The sequence below is a fragment of the Rhizobium sp. P1_C7 genome (assembly GCF_056406295.1).
This window is the reverse complement of sequence record NZ_JBFUAL010000011.1, coordinates 129207-151553: the sequence shown is the minus strand read 5'-3', so window position 1 is coordinate 151553 and position 22347 is coordinate 129207. Positions and strand designations below refer to the sequence as shown.

At 59.6% G+C, this 22347-nt stretch carries 22 protein-coding genes and 3 pseudogenes; 12 read left to right on the top strand and 13 right to left on the bottom strand.

Going from position 1 to position 22347, the window contains the following annotated elements:
- Positions 1–406 precede the first annotated feature (406 nt).
- The 5 genes and pseudogenes from AC1D2R_RS18825 to AC1D2R_RS18805 all read left to right on the top strand — a co-directional run bounded on the left by AC1D2R_RS18825 (position 407) and on the right by AC1D2R_RS18805 (position 2880).
- A complete protein-coding gene (locus AC1D2R_RS18825; RefSeq protein WP_477969278.1) occupies positions 407–1261 on the top strand; it encodes a type IV toxin-antitoxin system AbiEi family antitoxin domain-containing protein in 855 nt (284 codons plus the stop codon).
- A pseudogene (locus tag AC1D2R_RS18820) lies at positions 1251–1388 on the top strand (nucleotidyl transferase AbiEii/AbiGii toxin family protein); the annotation flags it as partial. The gene AC1D2R_RS18825 and the pseudogene AC1D2R_RS18820, both read left to right, overlap by 11 nt.
- 152 nt (positions 1389–1540) lie before the next feature.
- Positions 1541–2272 (top strand): hypothetical protein, encoded by a 732-nt coding sequence (locus tag AC1D2R_RS18815; RefSeq protein ID WP_477969276.1) that lies wholly within the window; start codon positions 1541–1543, stop codon positions 2270–2272.
- Between the two features lie 145 nt (positions 2273–2417).
- Positions 2418–2521: pseudogene (locus AC1D2R_RS18810) on the top strand (mobile mystery protein A); the annotation flags it as partial.
- A pseudogene (locus tag AC1D2R_RS18805) lies at positions 2518–2880 on the top strand (hypothetical protein). The pseudogenes AC1D2R_RS18810 and AC1D2R_RS18805, both read left to right, overlap by 4 nt.
- Positions 2881–2936: 56 nt before the next feature.
- On the opposite strand, the gene AC1D2R_RS18800 reads toward AC1D2R_RS18805, so the two are convergent.
- Positions 2937–3419 carry an Lrp/AsnC family transcriptional regulator gene (locus AC1D2R_RS18800; protein WP_477969274.1) on the bottom strand — a complete coding sequence of 161 codons (483 nt, stop codon included), beginning with the start codon at positions 3417–3419 and terminating at the stop codon, positions 2937–2939.
- 96 nt (positions 3420–3515) lie between these two features.
- On the opposite strand from AC1D2R_RS18800, the gene AC1D2R_RS18795 reads away from it, so the two are divergent.
- From AC1D2R_RS18795 to AC1D2R_RS18785, 3 genes are all read left to right on the top strand, one after another.
- On the top strand, positions 3516–5015 hold the full coding sequence (locus AC1D2R_RS18795; protein ID WP_477969272.1) for an aminotransferase class V-fold PLP-dependent enzyme: 1500 nt from the start codon (positions 3516–3518) through the stop codon (positions 5013–5015).
- Complete coding sequence (locus AC1D2R_RS18790; protein WP_477969270.1) at positions 5008–5886, top strand: MBL fold metallo-hydrolase; 879 nt, start codon at positions 5008–5010, stop codon at positions 5884–5886. Before AC1D2R_RS18795 ends, AC1D2R_RS18790 begins: the two co-directional genes overlap by 8 nt.
- A gap of 69 nt (positions 5887–5955) precedes the next feature.
- Complete coding sequence (locus AC1D2R_RS18785; RefSeq protein WP_477969268.1) at positions 5956–6735, top strand: sulfite exporter TauE/SafE family protein; 780 nt, start codon at positions 5956–5958, stop codon at positions 6733–6735.
- A gap of 128 nt (positions 6736–6863) precedes the next feature.
- Here the strand turns inward: AC1D2R_RS18785 and AC1D2R_RS18780 are convergent, their stop codons facing one another.
- From AC1D2R_RS18780 to AC1D2R_RS18760, 5 genes are all read right to left on the bottom strand, one after another.
- Entirely contained in the window at positions 6864–7643 is a 780-nt protein-coding gene (locus tag AC1D2R_RS18780; RefSeq protein ID WP_477969413.1) for a metallophosphoesterase, read from the bottom strand.
- 368 nt (positions 7644–8011) lie between these two features.
- A complete protein-coding gene (locus AC1D2R_RS18775) occupies positions 8012–8257 on the bottom strand; it encodes a hypothetical protein (protein WP_477969266.1) in 246 nt (81 codons plus the stop codon).
- A gap of 67 nt (positions 8258–8324) precedes the next feature.
- Positions 8325–8741 (bottom strand): hypothetical protein, encoded by a 417-nt coding sequence (locus tag AC1D2R_RS18770; protein ID WP_477969264.1) that lies wholly within the window; start codon positions 8739–8741, stop codon positions 8325–8327.
- A gap of 331 nt (positions 8742–9072) precedes the next feature.
- The gene (locus AC1D2R_RS18765) at positions 9073–10236 is read right to left on the bottom strand and encodes a zinc-dependent alcohol dehydrogenase (RefSeq protein ID WP_477969262.1); all 1164 of its coding nucleotides are present in this window, start codon (positions 10234–10236) and stop codon (positions 9073–9075) included.
- Positions 10237–10394: 158 nt separating this feature from the next.
- Positions 10395–11216, bottom strand: coding sequence for an alpha/beta hydrolase (locus tag AC1D2R_RS18760; protein ID WP_477969260.1), 822 nt, complete (start codon positions 11214–11216; stop codon positions 10395–10397).
- A gap of 304 nt (positions 11217–11520) precedes the next feature.
- Between AC1D2R_RS18760 and AC1D2R_RS18755 the strand changes: the two genes are divergently transcribed.
- Entirely contained in the window at positions 11521–11874 is a 354-nt protein-coding gene (locus AC1D2R_RS18755; RefSeq protein WP_477969258.1) for a low affinity iron permease family protein, read from the top strand.
- Here AC1D2R_RS18755 and AC1D2R_RS18750 read toward each other — a convergent pair.
- Together AC1D2R_RS18750 and AC1D2R_RS18745 are read right to left on the bottom strand one after the other, a co-directional pair.
- Positions 11859–12278: a low affinity iron permease family protein gene (locus AC1D2R_RS18750; protein ID WP_477969256.1), complete on the bottom strand. Its 420-nt coding sequence runs from the start codon at positions 12276–12278 to the stop codon at positions 11859–11861. The two genes, AC1D2R_RS18755 and AC1D2R_RS18750, sit on opposite strands and share 16 nt — an antisense overlap.
- 123 nt (positions 12279–12401) lie before the next feature.
- Entirely contained in the window at positions 12402–12560 is a 159-nt protein-coding gene (locus tag AC1D2R_RS18745) for a hypothetical protein (protein WP_477969254.1), read from the bottom strand.
- Between the two features lie 159 nt (positions 12561–12719).
- Between AC1D2R_RS18745 and AC1D2R_RS18740 the strand changes: the two genes are divergently transcribed.
- Positions 12720–13196 carry a hypothetical protein gene (locus tag AC1D2R_RS18740; protein WP_477969252.1) on the top strand — a complete coding sequence of 159 codons (477 nt, stop codon included), beginning with the start codon at positions 12720–12722 and terminating at the stop codon, positions 13194–13196.
- 51 nt (positions 13197–13247) lie between these two features.
- Here AC1D2R_RS18740 and AC1D2R_RS18735 read toward each other — a convergent pair whose 3' ends face one another.
- The 4 genes from AC1D2R_RS18735 to AC1D2R_RS18720 form a co-directional block, all read right to left on the bottom strand.
- Positions 13248–13505, bottom strand: coding sequence for a GlsB/YeaQ/YmgE family stress response membrane protein (locus tag AC1D2R_RS18735; protein WP_477969250.1), 258 nt, complete (start codon positions 13503–13505; stop codon positions 13248–13250).
- Positions 13506–13854: 349 nt separating this feature from the next.
- Entirely contained in the window at positions 13855–17115 is a 3261-nt protein-coding gene (locus AC1D2R_RS18730) for an error-prone DNA polymerase (RefSeq protein ID WP_477969248.1), read from the bottom strand.
- Positions 17112–18623 (bottom strand): Y-family DNA polymerase, encoded by a 1512-nt coding sequence (locus AC1D2R_RS18725; RefSeq protein WP_477969246.1) that lies wholly within the window; start codon positions 18621–18623, stop codon positions 17112–17114. Before AC1D2R_RS18725 ends, AC1D2R_RS18730 begins: the two co-directional genes overlap by 4 nt.
- Positions 18544–19296: an ImuA family protein gene (locus AC1D2R_RS18720; RefSeq protein WP_477969244.1), complete on the bottom strand. Its 753-nt coding sequence runs from the start codon at positions 19294–19296 to the stop codon at positions 18544–18546. Before AC1D2R_RS18720 ends, AC1D2R_RS18725 begins: the two co-directional genes overlap by 80 nt.
- A gap of 447 nt (positions 19297–19743) precedes the next feature.
- Here AC1D2R_RS18720 and AC1D2R_RS18715 point away from each other — a divergent pair, with 447 nt between their 5' ends.
- On the top strand, positions 19744–20277 hold the full coding sequence (locus tag AC1D2R_RS18715; RefSeq protein ID WP_477969242.1) for a DUF4334 domain-containing protein: 534 nt from the start codon (positions 19744–19746) through the stop codon (positions 20275–20277).
- A 1005-nt stretch (positions 20278–21282) separates the two neighbouring features.
- On the opposite strand, the gene AC1D2R_RS18710 is transcribed toward AC1D2R_RS18715, so the two are convergent.
- Positions 21283–21648: a hypothetical protein gene (locus AC1D2R_RS18710; protein WP_477969240.1), complete on the bottom strand. Its 366-nt coding sequence runs from the start codon at positions 21646–21648 to the stop codon at positions 21283–21285.
- A gap of 314 nt (positions 21649–21962) precedes the next feature.
- Here AC1D2R_RS18710 and AC1D2R_RS18705 point away from each other — a divergent pair, with 314 nt between their 5' ends.
- Positions 21963–22124 (top strand): hypothetical protein, encoded by a 162-nt coding sequence (locus tag AC1D2R_RS18705; RefSeq protein WP_477969239.1) that lies wholly within the window; start codon positions 21963–21965, stop codon positions 22122–22124.
- Positions 22125–22347: the final 223 nt, after the last annotated feature.

Here is a 22347-nt window from a genome sequence, read left to right as displayed (position 1 = left end):
TGATAGGAATCGAACCGGCAACAGGTTGGTCAGATAGCTTAAGTGTCTGAAAAGACATCGCCCTCCGCGGGAACGATGGCTTTCAAGGGCATCGATGCGCACTGACCTTCGTCCGTATCATCCGGACTGCCATCAACCGGAATGACGTAAAAATAGGGAACTGGTCTGTCTTCCAATGCGAGACATCGGCAGAGGCACAGCGTTCGATTTGTCTGGTGATCATCGATCGTATCAGTGCGACGGCGCGCAGGTGGAAACCTTGGCGTGGAGGTTTAAGCGCACCGAACAAGGCGCTGCCAAATTGACCCGTTCGAGACTTTGACACCCTTTACTCTTGTCTCTTTCAGATTGACAAATGGAACAACGTTTAAAGTCAACTTGATATTCACTTTGAATTCGTGCGATAATGTCCATTATGAATGAACAGACCACGCCCAAGCTAAAGTACCTCATCCAATCGGTTCCGCAGGGCTTTCTTGTCGATTCGGCTTGGACGGCACGCCACGCAATCTCACGGCAATCCGTATCGGCGTATATCAAGCAGGGTTGGCTCGAACGGATCGCGACAGGCGTCTACCGACGCCCATTTTCGGTAAGAGAAACGACGCAAGCCGTCACGGGTTGGAAAATTCCCTTGTTATCCGCGCAATGGATCATGGGACATGTTTTCCACGTAGGAGGCTGGACCGCACTTGGATTGCGCGGCCATTCCCACTACCTGCAGCTGGGCGGCGATACACGCGTGTACCTCTACGGCTCCGATATACCTGATTGGCTTATGACATTGACAACCGATGCCAGGTTCGTCCGACGAGGTCATGGACTGTTCCCCGACGAGAACAACGGCGTCGAGGACAGCGAATTCAGCCTCTCCGATACTCCAGATGGAGAACTGGCGATGAGCCCGTGGCGCTGGCCTATCAAAATGTCGTCTGCAGAGCGGGCGATACTGGAGATTCTCGATGAACTCCCGAAGAACGAAAGCTTTCACAACATCGACATGGTGTTTGAGGGAATGGTCAATCTGCGCCCGAAAATGTTGACGACGCTGTTGATCCAGTGTCGCAGCGTAAAGGTGAAACGTCTTTTCTTCGTCTATGCCGACAAGCACGCGCATGCGTGGCTCAAGCATATCGACCGATCGCGGATCGATATGGGACGCGGCGATCGAGCACTGCTCCCAGGCGGAAGGCTCCACCCGATTTATCGCGTAACGGTCCCAGCCGACCTGCTGCCAAAGGAGAATATCGATGGCGCGTGATCGCTATATGCGGCAGGTCGAACTGCTGGTCCGGACGTTGCCCTATATCGCGCGGCAGGATGTCTTCGCTCTCAAGGGGGGAACGGCCATCAACCTGTTCTACAGGGATATGCCTCGTTTGTCGGTCCAGGACATACATCGCTGACCAATTCCAGGCGCTACTCAAGCATCGCGACTTTGACGATTTTCTTGAGGGAAATTTGCGTGGGCAGCCCGGCCGCGCAGCTATCGTGCGTGCGCGCTACGTTGCCATCAGCCACTGCGCAGACGGTCGTGCAGATGCGCATTGAAGCAAACTGGTATAGCCAGAAAGGCACCAAGACCGCAGACAATCGTGACCATGCAGGGCTTGGCATCAATGCAAGCGGCGTGATTTGCATCGTCGTCGACGGTTCTACCGCAGGTGCGGGCAGTGGAGAATATGCCCAAGCGATCGTGCGGGAAGTGATCGACTGGTTCAACGGCCTACAAGGAGCGCTGGATCTCAATGCGCTTTCGAAACTGCTGCGCGGAATCCATCTAGATTTGCGCGCGCGTTTTCCTCGGGGCTCTGCCAGTTTCGCTATTGTGCATACCGACCGAAGAACACGAATGACAGTTGTCCATGCAGGCGACTGTCTTCTAGGCCAGATTGATCGAGGCGACAGAATTCACTGGCGGACTCAGCCTCACACGCTTGCCAATGCGCTTACCGACGTTGCACTTGAGGAACTATCGAAGATACCGGCCAGGCATCTCCTCACCAAGAGCTTTCGTTCCCGTGAGTACGTGACACCTGAAATACTCGAAACGAACAGTTTGCCTGGCGTCTATTTCATCTGCACGGATGGCTTCTGGGCCGAACTTTTAGCACACGAGCAGCTTGCCGTGATCGAGGGCCGCGAAGTCGAGGCGAACGGAGAGCACGACGACTGCAGCGTTCTAAAACTCGCCATCACGGATATTGCCGACCCGCAGCTTGTCATGGTTGTGGGAGTGGCCTCCCCAAATTTTTACAGGACCCACATATAGCGGCTGTGAGCTACTCATCGTCTTGCAGCCTCCAATGCCAAAGGGGCTGGGCTCTTATCGAACCTCAGCCCGATCGCATCAACTTCAAGACGGTAGCCGTAGATGGCATGCAGCAGCAACGCATGCGGCAATGCCACGGAAGTAGATCCGGCCCGAAGCTCAGGCCACGGATGAAGCAGACTTCGAACCCGCGTCGAGGCATACATTCGCGACAGGCTCGCCGAGCGCGACCTCTGGAACGAGCCATGAAGGACCTCTTCCAGGAGCCTGAGGGCGCAATACCCCTTGAACCGCATGAGAGAGAGGAACTGCTTCAGACTCACGCACCGCCGTGATCTCAACGAGGCGGAGCGGGAAAACATCGTCGAGGGTGCGGCCTCGGCACGCGGTCGCCGGCGCGTATCGCGTGAGCGAATGCTCAGCGAGGACTTCATGCGGACATTGCACAAGCGGATGTTTGGCGACGTCCGGGAATGGGCCGGCACCTTCCGAACGACGGAGCGCAACATCTGGCCGATGGCGGTGAACTGCGCACTCGCTACGTCGCAACCCTCCGCGCAGGCGACAACCATGATATCGCGCCGCTGCTAGAATTCGCGCGTACCTGATGGGCGCGGCCTCAGTACGCATCGCCTTGGAGGGATAGAACGGCGCGGTTACCACGCTATCGTATGCGGCCCAGATCCACGGCCCGGTTACGTATGATCGCCTCCATGGCGAAATACCCCGTCACCGTGGCCAGATCAAAGTTGTTGATCAGCTTCTGATAGAAAGCGTCATAGCCGGATATTCCGCGTGTGATGACCTTGATCAGGTAGTCCCAGTCTCCGCCGATACGGTAGAAGTCGATGACCTCGGGCAGCCGATCCACGTGTTTGCGAAAATCCTCGGACCATTCCTTGGAATGGTGCCGGGTCCGGATCATCACGATTGCCGTCAGATCGAAGCCAAGTAGCTCGATATTGATTTCCGTCCGGGACGCCCCGATCACCCCGCTTGCCTGTAGCCGCTGCAGACGCCGCCAGCACGCATTTTGAGATAGCCCGACCTGCCCAGCCAAATCACGTTGTGCAAGGGCAGCATTTCGCTGCAGGCACGTCAAAATTTTCAGATCAATATCATCAATCTTGAAGTCTTTTTCGATCATATGACCCAAAGCCTGGCCTTATTTGCTCAAAAACGGTGAAGTTTCCAACCGTGATGTGCATTACTATCGTTGTCAATTGCCATCTGGAGATTGACCATGCGCCAGCGACCGAGCCGCCTCCCATCGAAAGAACTCGTCACCGCGCTCGCAAGCTTCAAGGCCAGCCTCGACATGGCCGATCCCATTGACGCTTTCAGGGAAGGACTCATCGGCTCAAAGGCTAAGGTGAACGGGCCGTTCGGCCTCAAGGATCTCGTCTATGCCGATTACGTCGCATCGGGACGGGCGCTGAAGCAGGTCGAGGACTTCATCATGGAGGAAGTCCTGCCCTATTACGCCAACAGCCATACCGAAGCGTCCTATTGCGGAGGCATGATGACGCGCCTTCGCCGCGAGGCACGATCGGTGATCGGCGAATGCTGTGGCGCCGATCGCCAGCATGCCGTCATCTTCGCGGGATCCGGCGCCACCGCTGGCCTCAACCGGCTCGTCAAGCTGCTGGGCGTCACCGATGTGGTTGCTTCGGGCAAGCGGGTCCATCTCATCATCGGCCCTTACGAGCATCATTCGAACATCCTGCCATGGCGCGAGAGCGGCGCGGAGATCACGGAAATTGCAGAGGGTAGCGAAGGCGGCCCCGACACCGTCCTGTTGCAGGAGGCTCTTGCAAGCGGAGGCCAAGACCTCACAGTCTGCTCGTTTTCGGCGGCATCGAATATCACCGGCATCTCCACCGACGTCACGGCGATCACGAGGATCGCAAAAGCGGCCGGCGCGAAAGTCGTCTGGGACTATGCCGGCGCAGGCCCCTATCTGCCGATTTCGATGACGCCCGCGAAGGACGCCGAAATCGATGCAATCGTTGTCTCCCCCCACAAATTCATCGGTGGCCCGGCTGCGTCGGGAATATTGATCGTCAGGCACGACGCCGTCGTCACCAGCAAACCCTCCTGGCCGGGCGGCGGTACCGTCAAGTTTGTTTCGCCCACAGGTCACGACTACAGCGATAGTCTGGAATCGCGCGAGGAGGCGGGAACGCCTGATGTGATCGGCGACATCCGTGCCGCCCTCACCTTCCTTGTCAAGGATGCCATCGGCCTCGCCGAGATGCAGCGGCTGAACGACGCGTTGACCCGGCGAGCCTTTGCGGCGTGGCAGGACGTGCCGGAGATCGAGCTGCTCGGCCCCACATCCATGGCGCGGCTGCCGATCTTTTCGTTTCGCGTGCGGGACGGCAAAGGCGGCTATGTCCATCAGCAGCTCGTCACCCGCATGCTGAGCGACCGCTTCGGCATCCAAGCGCGCGGCGGCTGCGCCTGCGCCGGACCCTATGTGCATCGGCTGCTCGCAATCGATGCAGAGGCGTCGGACCGGATGCGGCAGGCAATTCTGGACGGCCGGGAGATCGAGAAGCCGGGATTCACGCGCCTCAACCTCAGCGTCCTGCTGTCGGAAGACAAGATCGCCTTCATTCTCGAATCCGTTATCCAATTGGCCAAAGATGCCGCGTTTTATGAGGGGCATTATACCTTCGATCCTTCCCGGGCGATCTTCTCGCCGCTGGAATCGGAACTGCGGGAAGCCGCCTATGCGTAAGCCTGACGTCGCAGCCTTCTACGATCCACGAACCTACTCCATTCAGTATGTCGTAAGCGACCCGGAGACCGGGTCCTGCGCCATCATCGACCCCGTTCTCGACTTCGATGAAAAATCCGGCTCGATCGCAACACATAATGCCGATGCGCTGGTGAAGTATGTCCGCGACCATAACCTGCGACTTCAATGGATCCTCGACACGCATCCGCATGCCGATCACTTTTCGGCCGCCGCCTATTTGAAAGAGCAGACAGGTGCGCCAATGGCCATAGGTGCTCATGTGACAGGTGTGCAGAAGATCTGGTCGGACATCTACAACTGGCCGGATCTGCGCGTCGACGGCAGCCAATGGGATCGACTGTTCTCCGACGGCGATCGCTTCACGATCGGCGATATCGATGTCAGTGTCATGTACTCGCCGGGCCATACGCTCGCGTCGATAACCTATCTCGTCGGCGATGCAGCCTTCGTGCACGACACGATGTTCATGCCGGACAGCGGCACGGCCCGCGCGGATTTCCCCGGCGGCAGCGCGAAATCGCTGTGGTCCAGCATCCAGGACATTCTGGCGCTGCCCGACGATACGCGCATCTTCGTTGGGCATGACTATCAACCCGGCAGGCGGCAACCTCTGTGGGAAAGCACCGTTGAGCGTCAGCGGACCGAGAATATCCATCTGGCGCATTCCCCGAGTGAGGAGGAATTCGTCGCCATTCGGGAAGAACGGGATCGGATCCTGCCGATGCCGAAGCTGATCCTTCACGCGCTGCAGGTCAACATCAATGGCGGCCAGCTTCCGGAACCGGCTGAGAACGAGATGCGCTACCTCAAGCTGCCGATCGGCGCTTTCCATGCTGCCGTCTGGTCCTGACAAACGTCTCGCCGAGACACACTCCCCGGCAAGACACCATCATTCCTCCACCGCGGTGGGCCAACAGACATGTCGCTGGATCTCTATCAATACGGCATCGGAACGATCTGTGGTGCACTGGTCGGTTTCACACTGGGCCTGCTAGGCGGTGGTGGCTCGATCCTTGCAGTTCCGCTCCTCGTTCATGCCGTCGGCCTTGCGAACGCTCATGTTGCCATCGCCACCAGTGCAGTTTCCGTGGCCGCCAACGCCCTGATCAGTCTCGTCATGCATGCGCGCCGCGGCACAGTGGTCTGGCGATATGCAGGACTCTACTGTCTGACAGGGATCCTTGGCGCCCTGGTTGGCGCAACCTTCGGCAAGATGCTCGATGGAAATCGTCTTCTTCTCTGGTTTTCCGGGCTTATGGTTGTCGTAGCCGTACTGATGTTGCGGCGCATGAGGTTAACGAGTGACAACATATGCGCCTTTGAGAACCGGAAGTCTCCAGGGGTTCTTGCCGTTGGTGCGGGTACAGGTGTCATCTCCGGGTTTTTCGGGATAGGTGGCGGCTTCCTGATCGTCCCTGGGCTGATCTTGTCGACTGGCATTCCGACGATCAATGCCGTCTCGACCTCGCTGGTCGCGATCGTGGCGTTCGGCTCGACCACAGCGGCGACCTACTCCCTCTCTGGCCTCGTCGACTGGCCGCTCGCGGCGTTCTTCATCGCCGGTGGTGCGATCGGTGCCGTCATCGGCTGCAGTCTCTTGCAGCTGCTGAAGCCGTATCAGTCCACCCTGAACGGCCTATTTGCCGGTGTCATCCTGATCTTCGGCGTCGCCATGGCTTGGAGTACAATGACTGCCTAACGGCGCCGTCGGCCGGATTAGAAGAATTTCAGCTTCCGAACCCTTGCTTGCAAAGCCGCATCAGTTCGTCGGGTGTGAGCATTGTCCAATGCAAGGTCTGGCAGCAGATCGTTGGCGCGCAGCACGATTCATGAAACTTCCTGACCTCGTTCGTCAGGCGACCACTCTTCTACTGCGATCTCGCCGTTCGCAAGCAGATGCGTACAGATGAAAGTGGACAGTGTGTCTTGTCGGATCACGGCAGCGCATAGGCGACCGGTTCGATACGCCGCGGTATCGACCGCGATACGGTTGGCGTAAACTTCGGGGCGCAAGGAGCTTGTGATCGTATGACCATGCACAACTATGTGGTCGAACGCGTCCATATGATCGAGAAAGCCAGAGCGGATCCATCGCAAGTCGTAGTCAGTCTGCGCCGTGAGCGGAATTCCAGGGCGGATTCCAGCATGAACAAAGCAGAAGCGGCCGATCTCCTTGTACGTCAGCGCGTTTTCCAGCAAATTGGAATGGTGCGGAAAGGCGTCACGAATGTCTGCGGCGATACCCTTGAAATCAGGCACCGGGCGATCGGAATAGGCGCTTACGGTTGCGACCCCGCCCCAATCCATCCAGTTGACGGCATCTTCGTAGGTAAGCTCCTCGCGAAGCAAAGCGCGCAGGTAATAATCGTGATTGCCTAGAACCAGCCGTGAGCCGGGATAGAGAGCAAGTGTCGAGGTCACAAGATCAAGCACATGCGGGCTGCGGGGTCCCCTGTCGATCAGATCGCCCAAAAAGATTACGATCGGCTTCGATCGGCGTTCGCTGGAGGCGACAGCGATGTGGCGGAGCAACGCTTCGAGAAGGTCGGCGCGTCCGTGAATGTCGGCGATTGCATAAATATCGGACGGCACATTGTCGGTGGTCATACCCACTATTTTCTCCCAAAAGAAACCATTGCGAAGAGGCAAAGCTGCAGCGCTGATTTCTTCCGCTTGTGCACGCCGAGGTGTTCGACGAAGATTTCACGCATGTCGCTTCCCATATAGCTTCATCATCGCATCGGCCAGCTCGACTTCGAGGCCGGCGCCTTCTGTCACGTGAACCCGCAAAAAACATTCCGAAAGGTGAGGGCGCCGTCGAAGAAGCCATTTAGGGGCGATTGCGATACCACTTTGGTTGTCGCAGATCCGATGTCGACCCATCCTATACAGCGATCGATCTCACAGGCCATCGGTTGTCGGCGGCTGCGCTCGCGCGGCGCTTGGCGCGCAGTTCCGTGGTGGCGAAATATCAGTCAGTGGATAGTCGCATGCATCGCGCATGAGCGTGCTATGTCCGGCCGAAGCTCGAAGGTCCGCCGAAGAAGCCGCGCGGCCTCGTCCATCACGAGGACGACGTCCGTCAGCCTTTCGATCTCGAGATGAAGCCTATAGGCCTCGACCTCGTCGAGACCTGCTCCAACCAGTCGCTTCACAGTGTCGATCAGGCGCTCCGTGCGATCAACAATATCGAGACTGTTCTCGATGATCATTTCAAGCATGTGTTTTCCCCTCGCTTGCAGGTCAAGCGTGGCGGAGAATCACTTTATTCGCAATCCCCGAAGGGACCTAGATCCGCTCTCGTACTCTGTCGTAAAGATCGCGCATCTCGTCGAACGCGCGGTCATAACGCGAGCGCGGCGGGGCCGAGCGTGAGCTTGCCAGCGCGAAGGCGATGGCTCCAACTGCGGCTGCGACCGCGACCATCGTCGACACCGGATACAACTTAACCGTCGCTTCGGTCTGCCGGGCAGCCACGCGCGCGCCGCCCTTGATACCCTGCGCCACGGACGTCACCTGCTTTTGCAAGGTCTCAAGCTGCTTGCGCAGGGCGCCGAGTTCTTCATGGAGATCGTGGTCAGGCTGGACGGGAACGCCCACTTTTCCCGTCGCGGTATCGACGACACCCTTCGGCACAGGCGTGGCGATCCCTGCACCGGTGGTGTCAAGGGTGGAAGCTCGAGTGGTGGGTTTACGTGGTGCCATTGCGGTGACCTCCTTAAGATTGAGTTTGCGTCTAAACTGGTGCTGTGTTCTTTGCCCGGCAAGCCTCTCGCGCCATCCGATTGCGTGAGCTTCCCAATAAGTTCTGCGTAGCAGTGAACGTCTTGCCGCGTTGGGCGGCTTTGTGCGAGGAGAGGATCGGCAAGAGCGTGGCTGCGCTACTTCAGTCCGAAAGCTCGTGGTCGTCGTCCTGTTCGACCGCCGCTCCGCCTGGCCGAGCAGGGCGGACATTTCCTGTGCGCCATCATGCCTTTCGTTACGAGCCCATCCGATTGCGGACATCTGATTCACCCTGCGTTCAGTGCGCTCGTTGTCAGCCGTTGGGGCGAATGACGACTTTCACGCAGCCGTCCTCCTTGTCACGGAAGGTCTTGTAGGCTTCGGGGCCTTCTTCCAGGCCAATGCGATGGGTGATCAGGAACGACGGATCGATCTTGCCGTCGACGATGAGCTTCATCAGTGGTTCAAGATACCGCTGTACATGGGTCTGGCCGGTTTTCAGCGTCAGCCCCTTACCGACGAACGCTCCCAAGGGAGCCGGAACTGCCGGACCAACAAAGACCCCCGGAAGCGAGACTGTCCCACCTGGACGGCAGGCAAGGATTGCTTGGCTCAAGGCATAGGGGCGCTCCGTCGAGGTAAGCTTGGTCTGGAGGCTTTCCATCATGCCGCCCGCTCCGTGGCTTTCCATGCCGACGGCTTCAATGGCCGCATCGGGACCCTGGCCTCCAGTCATCTCCACAATTCGCTTCTGCAGGTCTTCATCGGTGTAATCGAGCGTTTCGGCCCCGCCCTGTCGGGCGAGCGCAAGGCGCTCCGGTACGGTGTCGATTGCGATCACGCGCTCGGCGCCCAGAAGGAACGCGGACTTGATGGCAAAGAGGCCGACTGGTCCGCAGCCAAACACGGCGACCGTCTGGCCCGGCTGAATGTCACAGTTCTCCGCTGCCATGTAACCGGTGGGGAAGATATCAGAGAGAAAGAGCACCTGCTCGTCACTCAGACCATCGGGAACTTTAATCGGCCCGACATCGGCAAAGGGCACTCGCAGATACTGTGCCTGACCGCCGGGAAAGCGACCATACATGTCCGAATAACCAAACAACCCTGCCGTCGGATAGCCGATCTGCTCCGCCTGTTTGGCGCCCGAAGGATTCGACCTCTGGCACAAGGAAAAAAGGCTTCGCTGACACATGGAGCACTCGCCGCAGGAAATCGTGAAAGGCACGACGACACGGTCGCCGACCTTGAGCTTGGAATTGCCGCGCCCAACCTCGACGACTTCGCCCATGGTTTCATGGCCCATCACGTCGCCCGCGTGCATGCCTGGAACAAAGCCGCCATAGAGATGTAGATCGGAACCGCAGATGGCGCAGCTCGTCACCTTGATGATCGCGTCGCGGTCATCCTGAATGATGGGATCGTCCACTTCTTCACAACGAATGTCGCCGCTGCCGTGCCAAGTCAAAGCCTTCATGTCGTTCTCCTCTGCGCGTTCTATTTTTGAGTGAGATTTTTGTCGAAGTGGGAATGAGGGCCGGTCACTGCCGCCAGTCGCGTCATGGCCCGGACGCCCCATCGGTGTCTTGGCAAGGATGGATCGACGTGTAGGGTGAAGAGCACAGGCATCTGCGATCAGACGCTTGTCGTCGCGGGTGTGTCTGGTGCGGACGCACCAGCGGCTCGTGTCCCTGCCGGAAAAACATGCTGCAGCCAGTTTGCAACGAACGATGCCACTTCTTCCCAGCCCGGCTCACCGCAGATGTAGTGGCTCCGCCTTGGAAACTCCTGAAAAGCGGTCACGCTGCCATCGTCTTCGTAAGCTCTGAAATACTTCTCGCAGAGGTCAGCAGGGATAATCTCGTCTTTCTCCGCTGCGACCAGAAGCAGCGGAGCGTGCGGACGCGAGAGATCGATCTTGCCGGAAGCCCCCATGCAATCGCGAAGGACGTTGCGACTATCGTGCGTGGCGGTCTCCACGAAGGCGGCGGCTGCCTGTTCCTCGGTCAGCGTGTTTGCGAATGAGCCATGAAAGGTCTCGGCGTCCATGAACACCGGCTCGTCGCCCCTGAAGGGATTGGCGATGATCGCACTGTTCTTGATGAAGCCCCAGTCGAAGTCGAGCATCGCGTTGGGCGCGACGGATGAAATGGCGACGGCACCGGAGACGAGATCCGCCGCGAGAAGCTTCTGGGCGACCAGACCGCCGACCGAGTGTCCGACGACAATGGGCCTGTCGAGCCTTGTCACGACGCCAACGATCCTCGCATAGATCTCATCGAAGCTCAGCTCACCCAGGCCGCGGGGCGGGTTCTGACGAAGATGGGCGGGTTCGCCTTCATGCAGCGGCCAGGCCGGTGCTGTGCAATCGTAGCCCTTGTCGGTGAAGAATCGAATCCAATGGCTCCAGCTTTTCGGGTTTTGAAACATGCCGTGTACGAATACGATCCGGGTCATTTGTGATCTCTGAAGCTAAGGTCGAGAGTGACAAACTTCTGTTCGCACAAGTTGTTCCGCTCGACGTGGCAATTGGCCGGCCCGGACACGCGATCGTCGAAGCGCGTACATTGTTGATCGCAAAGTTGATCGCAAATTACTTTCGGAAACGACCATGCGATCCATGTCGCGCTTCACGAGCTGCCTTCTTCTCCGAGCCTGCAAATACGACGCCGTCTTCGAGTGCATCGGACTGGGGCGTTTATAGAAAGGCTAATTCGTTGGGATCGAGGGAACCCAGCCGCCGATGGCGCATTTCCGGGCAATGGCCGATCGTTCAAACTTCCTGCGCCTGTCCGAGTTAGTCGTTGCGCTGGCGGGCCACCGTCACGTTCTCGTCGGCGCCTCGCTGGTGACTGCATCCTGGTGCTTCGTCGGGGCTCTTCTGCACCTGCCTCAAGAATGGTTTCTTTTGACGAACATGGTCGGGACGATGATGACGTTGTTCCTCCTGCTTCTCATGCAGCACTCCCAAAACAGGGACATGCGCGCGGTGCAAGCGAAGGTCGACGAACTCATTCGCTCGAGCGACAATGCAAGAAATCACCTGATCGGCGCCGAACAGCGCGAGGCGCATGAAATTGAGCAAATGATCAAAAACAGTCAGGCCGACGCCTGAGCGCCGGCGCTCTTCTCCGCCTTCTCATCCGCGACGTCCTCGACGCACGCCGCCTTTTCCGCCAGGGTCTTGCTCATGTCCCGAAGCTCCTGCTCGTCTAGCTTCTCAATGCCCACGAACTTGTTCTGTGCCTGCGACGTTAAGATCAGCTCGTCGAGCTTGGCCTGAAGAGCCTTGCCATCACGGTTCTGGCTGTTCTGCAGAACGAACACCATCAGGAACGTGACGATGGTGGTCGATGTATTGATGACAAGCTGCCACGTCTCCGAGTAGCCGAAGAACGGCCCGGAAGCCGCCCAGACCAGGACAAGTGCCACCGCTGTGACAAAGGTGGCGGGCTTGCCCGAAAGATCTGCGATGTTGGTTGCGAACTTGGAAAAGAACTTCGACGTGGATCCGCTCATGTGTACCTCTCTTGTCCGGTCTTGCCCGGCGCGATGATAACGCGCCGAAGTGCGGCCAGTTCCGGTCTCGGACACCTGGTGAAGATGGATGGGATATTTACCGGCGGACCGCTCACGCAGCCTTCAGCCGCTTTCGATGTCGACTGCCGCTGGATGATCGGGCACACACAGGTCTCGGCCGCGCTGCGCGCCTTGCGGGCTTCGAAGGGCGGCCTCGACTAGGTCGGCGGTTGCCATCAGCAGCAGCCGCTCGTCCGCGACCACCAGTACTTTTCGATTCATGCGGGCCCGACCATCGAAGGGATGACCGACAAGATAGTGGCGCCGGCGTTTCTCGCACTGGCTGACCAGATCCGGACGCTGCGAATCCTGAACAAGAAGGAGGCCTGAGGGAACTTACCGGGCCGGCGGGGATTTCTTTGCAGTAACCGGAGGAAACCCATGCCAGACCCAGCAAAGTCGCCCGCAGTGCAATCAATGCTCAACGAGCAGGCCTCGCAGCGCGAAGCGAGCCGAAAAGGCACTCTCGACAAAGGACTTGAGGACACCTTCCCTGCATCCGACCCAGTGTCCGCCACGCACACTGCGGTTCCTGCGGGCCGTACCGACGTCGACGAGGCGGAACGTGTCCGCGACAGTGCCGACGAAAGCTTTCCCCTTGTCGACAGCGCCTTGCGGTCGGCCAGGTTGACCGACAAAGACGACGACCGCGTCGATCACGACGAAGTCCGTGCACTGCGCAGGGAGACGGCAAGACTGTCGGAATCCGCAGGCGAGATCGCGTCGGGTGCCGTACGCGTCGCCAAGGCTGAGGCGCAGTCGTTCTGGAGTGATATCGAACAGCGCGTCCGGGATAGGCCATTGACGGCCGTTGGGATCGTGGCCGCCCTCGCCTACGTGTGGGGTGCGACGCGCTGAAGCAAGAAGGGAAGGGAAGGCGGCATCATATGCGAGGCCGCCTTCCTTACTTCAGGCCGTACGTCTGACCATTCTCGCGAGAGCGATCAGAATGCACGCGCCGACGAAGCCCGCAATGAGATATCCCAGCCATCCGCCGAGGACGACGCCGAAGAGAGACAGGATGAAGTTCGCGACGATCGCGCCAACGATCCCGAGGAGGATGTTCATCAACACCCCCATGTTGCTCTTCATGAACATCTCGGCCAGCCAACCTGCAAGGCCGCCTACGATGATTGCGGCTATCCAGCCGATACCGACGTTTTCCATTTGAACTCCCCTGAATGTGGTTGTGGGTGGCCGCCCGGCGTACGGTGCCGTGCAACCAGACCGGTAACCCTCATGGAGCTTGTTGGTTCCACGAGCGTGGCTTCGTCCGGCCCCGGTCGCCTCATCAAGCAGTCGTGCGCTATCCTCGCGAGATCGACGACACTTCGCGCCCGGCGCCGATCCGAAATCCGGCTCGGGGCAACGACAGAGTCGTCAACAGCCAAGCGAAGGTTCCAAGGGCTTTCGGTTTCACAGCTTGCGCTCCAACGGCTCGCCAGGTCCTGGTCATCCGCGACATTGTATTGGTCAACGACATTTAAGGATCCGACCGAAGGAAGAACCACGATCATCAATGGAAATTGCGGCTCTTCACCTTCAAGGTGTCGATGTGGAGATCAGGAACGAAGATGTCCCTCGGCTTGGGTGGCGCTGCCCGATCCCTCGAATCCGGACTTCCCGGCGACCCGTGCGCAAACTCGTCCCCCCTGCCTGTCGGCAACTTGAAGTCGATGTCGCGATCTGCCAGCCCAGACAGGTCGCCCGACAGATCGAAGAGCTGCTGGGCGACCAAATGGACGACGTCGCCCTCGCGTTGGATCTTCCCGTTGATCGCCATCATCGATGCCCCCAGGACGACGCGACGGCGCTTCTCAAACAATGACGGCCAGACGACCACGTTGGCCGGGCCGGTTTCGTCTTCGATCGTAAGGAACATGACGCCTTTCGCACTGCCCGGCTTCTGACGCACCAGCACCAGACCGGCAGTCATCAACCAGCGGCCATCGCGCGCGCTCATCGCCTCGTGGCAGGTGGCGATGTTCCTTTGAGCGAGATCTCGACGAAGGAAGGCGATCGGATGCTCGCGAAGAGTCAACCCTGTGTGGCCGTAGTCCTCGACCACGTTGTGACCCTCGGTCATTTGCCGAAGTTCAACCTCCGGCTCCTGCTGCTCTGCGATCGTCCTCATCTCGCGTTCTGCCGCGGCCGCAAACAATGGAAGGGGCTCGTCCCGTAGAGCCTTAATCGCCCAGAGCGCGTCACGACGCTCAAGCTTCAGGGATGGGAGGAAAGCATCTGCCTCGGCCAGTTCGACGAGCGATGCCGCCGGAACTCCGGATCGCCGCCACATATCGTCGACGCTGTCGAACTCTGAACCCATGCGGGCTGCGACGATCCGCGCGGCATCGGCGACCGCCAGTCCCTTGACCAGCCGCATACCAAGCCGGACGGCATGGCGCTCCCTATTTCCGATCCGTTCAAGGGTGCAGTCCCATCTCGATCGGTTGACGCAGACCGGTCGGATTTCGACGCCATGGTTCCGGGCGTCGCCAACGATCTGCGCCGGGGCATAGAAGCCCATCGGCTGGCTGTTCAGGAGCGCGGCACAGAATGCGTCGGGATGGTGGCATTTGACGAAGTTGGACGCGTACGCGATCAGGGCGAACGACGCGGCGTGGGACTCCGGGAAGCCGTAGCTGCCGAAACCCTCGAGCTGGCTGAATGTCTTCTCGGCGAATTCGGTCGTGTAGCCGTTCTTCACCATGCCGCTGACAAGCTTGTCCTTGAAGCGGGAGACGCCACCGGTGAATTTGAATGTCGCCATGGACTTGCGGAGTTGATCGGCCTCGCCTCCGGTGAAGCCGGCGCAGACCATCGCAACGCGCATCGCGGACTCCTGGAAGAGCGGGACGCCGAGCGTCTTTCCAAGGACGGCCTCCAGTTCGGGCGTCGGGTATTCGACCTTTTCCTTGCCTTCCCGCCTCCTGAGGTATGGATGCACCATGTCGCCCTGAATCGGCCCCGGTCGAACGATGGCCACCTGCACGACAAGATCGTAGAAAGTGCGAGGCTTCAGGCGGGGCAGCATGGCCATCTGGGCACGGGATTCAATTTGGAACGTGCCTAAAGTATCGGCCTTGCGGATCATTGCATACGTCGCTGGATCCTCTTGCCTGATGGATGCAAGATCAAGATCGTCATCCTTGTGCTCTCGAATGAGGTCGAAGGCCTTGGACATGCAGGTCAGCATGCCGAGCGCCAGGATGTCCACCTTCATGAATTTTAGAGCCTCGACGTCGTCTTTATCCCACTCGATAATTTGGCGGTCGACCATGGAAGCCGGCTCGATGGGAACGAGATCGTCGAGGCGATCGTGGGTGAGGACGAAACCGCCGGGGTGCTGGCCGAGGTGACGCGGAGCGCCCATCAATTGTTGGGCGAGCTTCAACGTCAAAACGAGCCGTCGATCGTCGGGATTGAGGTTCAGCTCCTTGACGTTCCGGTCGCTGACCTCGTCCGACCATGACCACATGCCCGATGAGAGCGCCTTGATAAGATCCTCCGGCAGACCGAGCGCCTTGCCCACGTCGCGGATCGCGCCCTTCGCGCGGTAGCGGGAGACAGTTGCGCAGAGTGCCGCCTTCTGATGCGTGTAGGTCTTGTAGATCCATTGGATCACCTCTTCCCGTCGCTCATGTTCGAAATCGACATCAATGTCCGGCGGCTCGTCGCGTTCCTGCGAGACGAAACGTTCGAAGAGGAGATCGTTGGCCGACGGGTCGATGCTCGTGACGCCGAGAATATAACAGACCGCCGAGTTCGCCGCCGACCCCCTGCCCTGACAAAGGATTCCCTGCGACCGCGCGAAGCGGACGATGGAGAACACCGTCAGGAAATACGGTGCATACTTCATGGCCTTGATGAGATCGAGCTCGTGCCGGACGGTCTTCAGCACATCCGGAGGCAGCCCTTCTGGATACCTGTTCGGGATGCATTCCCTGACATAATGCTCAAGAGATTCCTGCGCGCTCTTTCCGGGGATGATTGCCTCCTCCGGATACTGATAGGTCAGTTCCTCGAGCGAAAACCTGCAGCGATCGACGATCTCCATCGTCCTCGCCAAAGCTTCCCGATAGCGCGGGAACAGACGCTCCATCTCCTCCGGGGGTTTCAGATATCGGTCGGCGTGGCGCTCTCGCCGAAAGCCGACGTCGTCGATGGTCGTGTGCTCCCGAATGCAGGTGACGACGTCCTGGAGCTGGCGGCGTCCGGGTTCGTGAAACAGGACGTCGTTGGTGACGACGGTTCGCATCTTGTGCTTGACTGCAAGGTTCGACAACTCGTGGAGCCGCATCTGGTCGTTCGGGCGACGCCGCAGCGACAGGGCGACGTATGCGCGGTCGCCGAAGATGTCGGCGAGCTTGCGGAGCTGGACGGCGCAAGCTTCGTCGGGAAGATCGGGGACGAGGACTGCAATCAGCCCCTCGGCATAGAGCGCTGCGTCGTCCAGCGACAGGATGCAGTTACCCTTCCCGCCCCGGCCCTTGCCGAGCGTCAACAGCCGTGTGAGCCGGGAGTATGCGGCACGGTCCGTGGGATAGACCAGGATGGACATCCCATCTGTTAGATCGAGACGGCAGCCGACAACCAGCCGGACGCCCGTGGCGCGGGACGCTTCCAAAGCGCGGACGATCCCCGCAAGCGAGTTGCGGTCGACGACGCCGATCGCCTCTATGCCGAGTTCCTTGGCCGTAGCGAACAGCTCGTCCGCCGAGCTGGCACCACGCAGGAACGAAAAGTGGGTGGTGGTCTGGAGCTCCGCGTATCTCATGCGAATATCCCATGCATGAACCATTTGTGAGAACCGGTCGCGGTGTCGACGCCGTCGCCGGAGCGGAAGAGCCAGAAGCGTTCGCCTGTGTCGTCTTCCACCACGAAGTAGTCCCGGACCGCTTCGAGTTCGGAGCTGCGCACCCACCACTCGCCGAACACGCGTTCGGGACCGTCGGCACATTTCACGCGACGCCGCTTGCCACGCCAGGTGAAGGCAACCGGGGGATGGTCGGGCATCAACGCCATGACTTCAACGGGGTCGGGTCGGTCGAGCAGCCGGACCGGCCGCTTCCATTCGTGGGTCCACGTTTCTGCGACGTCTTCCGCGGATGCGGCGATGCGCTGGACGCTGCGTTCGGGAACGTCTGACGCCACAGGGGCGATGCGGTAGACGCGCTGGCCCCTGTTGCCGAAAATATCGATAAGGGGCGTGATGTCTTCGCTTTCGTCTTCGACAAGCGAGGACGTCCTCTGCGTCTCTTCCAACGGCTGCGACATGACGGCGACGAGCGACAACTTCTCGATGCCGAAGCCGGGTTCGATCTTCTCGGTCCGGTCCCTGAAGAGCTTCGTCAGCCAGGCGACGTCCCGCGCAGGCTTTGCGGTTCCCGCCCTGATGGCCTGCCGGGTACCGTCGACCTTCTCGACGATGAGGTCGGTACGGCGGACGCCAAGGCCTTTGCGCTGGAGCTCATGGACGAGCTCGACGACCAGCCTGCCGACATACTTGTTGATAGTCTCCGCCGCGCCGWTGGGCTCGGCGAACGACCGGTTGACTTCGATCAATTCAGGACTGCGGATTGGGTCGATAGGCTCGGAGACCCGCCCGAAGATCTGGTCGAGGCGTCGTCCGACCTCAGGGCCGAAACGCAGCGTCAGCGGCGCGCGGGCAGTATTCGCGAGCTCGCCGATGCTCTGGAAGCCTAGCGTGCGCAGGTCGCCTACGATCTTGGGAGGCAACCGCAGCAGAGCGATAGGAAGCCGCTCGACGGCCCGGACGGTTTCACTCCTGGGGACGATCACGGTCTCGCGCGTAATCGCACGGGCGCAGGCGCTCGCTGCGCCCCATGTATCGGCGATGGCGACACGTGCGGTGAGACCCTTCGAGCGGAAGCGGTTGGCGATGCCCGTCAGCATCGGCCCCTCGCCCCCCTGGAGATGGTCCGCACCCTCGGTGTCCATGACAATACCATCCTCGCCGTCGGCAGCGACCAACGGTGAGTACTGCGTAAGCGCCCACAGTGTTATGCGCTCCAACGCCTCGGCGTCCGCAGTCGGATCAGCATCGATCATCAGAAGGCCTTGGAAGAGCGCCTGTGCCTTCGCGGCCGCGATCCCTACGCGGACGCCCGCCTTCTTCGCCGCGGCGTCTGCGGCCGACACCCAGCGCTTGGAACCGCTCTTCGAAATCACAGCGATCGCCTGTTCAGCCGGTATCGCGGGATCGGCCCGTCTGATCCTGTCCGTTGCCAGATCGGGAAGATATATAGATACGACCCTTGTCATCACATGCTCCTACGCAAAACTCAGCACACTCGCCCGCACGCGACCGCATCAACTCCAGAAGCCACCGCGCCCGGCCTACACCGGGAACAGGAAGCTCCTCGCTCGGAAGGACACTTACCCTCCATCGCGTCATCGACGCTGTCGGCTGACCGAAGTCATTCGCCTCGGTCTGTCTGCGCCAACGCCGGACCACTATGCCCATCGTTCCGGTTTTCTCGGCGGCCAACTGCAGGCGGCGGGAAGCCGTCATCGGCAGCCGGACGAGCTCGCCAACCACCGCACCCAGGCCGCCATAGCCGAGCGCCTCCTCCATGCTCGCCAAGACGTCCTCCTCCTTGTCGGCTTCGACGAAGATCACGCGGTTGGGATGGAGGCCTGCCTGCGCCAGCGCCGGGAAGAACAGATCCGGACGCGTCAGACACCAGACAACCTTGCCCTTCGTGCGGGCGGCTATTCCAGCGACGAACAGGGCGGCAGCGGCGCCATCGACGGTTCCCGATCCACCTCCGGCGAACTCGTGGAGCGCGCCATGGGAGAGACCGCCGCCGGGAAGGACGCTGTCGATCTCCCGTACGCCGAACGGCAAACAGCTCTTCCGCTTGGCGACGCCGCCTTCCAGGGTCGCGATGCGTTCGCGTAGATCGGCTAAGGCTAGCTCGCGGGCAGCCGACATCGGTCACGAATCCTTCCGAAATCGCGTTGAACACTACGAGATCATGTCGTTGAAACTTTGCTGTTCCCTTTTTGTTCCTTATCGCTCTCGGCGTCAAGATGGCGCGAAAACAGGAATCCATTCCTGAGAATTAGTGAATCGAAAGATTAGCAAGATGAATCAATTCGGTAGCCAAGAACGCCAAGCCGACGTCACTCGTTGAAAAAATTTTTGGCCTCGGCAACCTTGCTATGAATTTTACCCCCGCCGTGTGTTCCGGAGAACCCATTGGCACGACCGCCCGACAACGGCGGCGGCCACACTTTGAAAGATGTCCGCCTGGAGATTATCGAAGTAGGATGCCGGCTGTGCGATCGAAAGGGAAGTTTTGACCGTGCGGCGCCTGTGAAGCTGCATGGAGCAGGGCTGAGCTTCTCTGGACTTCGGCGTGCCGAGAGGAAACATAGCTTGGGGATCGATCTGCAGAGAGCGCGAACAAAGTGGTTCCGGTCGTTGGCCCCAGTGCCTCCTGAGGAGACGGTCGGCCTGTGGCGCGGCACCGGCATACCCGCCGGACATCCGCTCGACGGCGTGCTGGAGAACCTACAGTGGTTCGGGAAGCGCATCTATCCTGATCTCAGTGCCGACGCCCTCTTGTTCCAATGGCCTCCGGGTCAGCTCGTTCCCATAGAGCCTGTATTCTTTCCCATCAGGCTGGCGATTCGCCTCGCCCCGGTCGGGCGCACTTTCACCCTGCGGAAGTCATTTTCGTATCTCCATAAGGCATTCCGCGCCCAAGATACGACGGCCAGCGTGAACCTATTCGGGGTGGACGGCGAGGAGACTGCGGCGATGGTCTACGACCGGCAGCCGATCGTCGACTACTTCCGGCGGATCGATGACGACCAAATCGCGGGGATGATGTGTGTAGACGGCGATGAGCGGCGGTATTTCTTCCGGCTTCAGAAGGTCTTCGATCCTGAACAGGCAGACCGCATTTGAAGACAGGAGCTTCTTCTTCGAGACGCCGCAGACCGCCTTCACTTGGTCGACCGAAGGCGGCGTCGCACCGCTGGTCACCCGTCCAAACGACAAGGGCGCTCCATGACATCATGTCGGAGCGCCCATGGTCGAGGACAGCGACGTTTGCGGCGGAGGCCGTCCCCCGACATGGCTACGACATCGGATTCGTTTCGCTGACGCAAGCCCCGTTGGTAGAACTGCTGCAAGTCGAGAATGCTTTCTACCCCTTTGTTCACCGGCCATCCACAGCTTCTGCACAGGATATCCCCAAGCGAAAGCCTTGTGATCTCAACATTACTTGCCGCCGTCGCCTTCCAGGGGACAGAAGGTAAGCGATAATTTTGCGACACAGGCGAGTTCATTCCACCACCCCGATGTCGTTTCCATTCCTGGGGGAGTATTGTTGGGTACCTTCTTGAGCCGTGGCGGCGGACGCTCGAAGGGAGCGGCGGCCGGTGGACTTTGCTGGCTGCCGCTCGGTCGGCCATGGAATGAGTTCCCCTGCGAAATCCACGCTCTCCCCGACGACAGCTATTCGTTGCACTGACTGGGCCGACTGTATGAAAAATGCTGCAGCAGGTCGCCCAGGACTGTCCACTGGGAACGGCTTCGGGATGAAGCTTTGCCAGCAAATCTCTACCCGTTCTCTGCTCGTTCCCTATAGTCCATCCAAGTGGTCGCCTTTGAGTTGCCGGCCAAATCTATTTGGGAAACTTCAACCGCATCTCGTGGGCGAGTTCGAACCCCAGCTAGCGTAGACGCCCTGCCCGGCATCGGAAGAATGCAGCACGACGCTAGTGCAGCCGAGAGCCTGCAGGTGGTCGACCGCCATCGAAACGAGCTTCGTAGAGATAGCTTGTTTCCGGTAGCCGGATGGACCCCCACAGAAGTATCAGAACTCTGCCTTCAGCGCGGTCGGATATGGCATCATGTGAAGCTGGCAGGATACCGATGCCGCGGGAAAGTCGCCTAATTCCACGGGCGTTACCTTTGCTGGAGCCGCCGGCGTTCGCCTTTTGTTGCGATCTTTGCAGTACCCCGCGTACTCAGACGAAGTTGTCCGACGATCTGAGCGAATACGATGGCAGCAGCGACGACCGCCGCAATACGGCTCCAGGGATCGTTCTCCACCTTCGCCAAGGGGACGTCGACCGGCTCTTCAAGGCCGAGGAAAACCCTCTCCCGAAGATCGGCGACTTCCTTGCGAAGCCAAGCGACTTCGTGCTGGGCAGCCTCGAGATCATCCTCCTCCGGGGTGTCGCCAGCCTCGTCGAGAAGCGGTTCTTGGATCTCCTGTAGAACCGAAGCGAGTTCCTTTCCCTTGAGGCCTTTGGCACGAAAATCACTCATCACCTTCTCCTCAATGCCTTGTTCGTGGCGTGGCGGTCGCAGCCGCAAGGCTTCACCAATCTTCGCCCTGTTGTGGCGCCCAGCAAGGTGACGACGCCATACTTCCCTCAAAGCGACCTTGGTCGTCACAACACACGTAGCCATTGCCTGTTCCGAGTTCGCGTTTGTGCATGATGCGCTCCCGTTTAGTGAGGTAGAAACGCGCGAAGACTCAAAAAGATGCACAAGACGCCGCACTCAATGGCGCTCCAAGGCGACGACCCGAAACCGACGCCGACGAGCAGCACAAGCCCCAGTGCCCATGGGCAACAGCCGTGAGACGCGCCACGGCATCACCGACGTCGAGCCATCGACGGGCTGTCTATATCGACGAGACCACGTGCCTACGCGCAGTTTTCGAACTGGAAACGAACGCCATGACCGAAGGACCGAAATACCTGAATACGGACGAACTCCAGGCCGATGTCGCCAAGTAACCCAAGGAGAAGCATGTCGGACTTCGGCTTTGCCTTCGGGTATCCCAACGCGTTCCCTCTTCGCCATCGGGAAGAGCTGACGCTTTCCTGGTCGATCATTTGAAAAAGAGCCTTGGCACAGAGCGCTCCTCGGTGCTCGAGTTCCGGAAATGGAATGACGACCTTGCTTTGGCATAGCCTGGATCGGCCTGATACTGACCAAAATTTGAATACAAACTTTGGT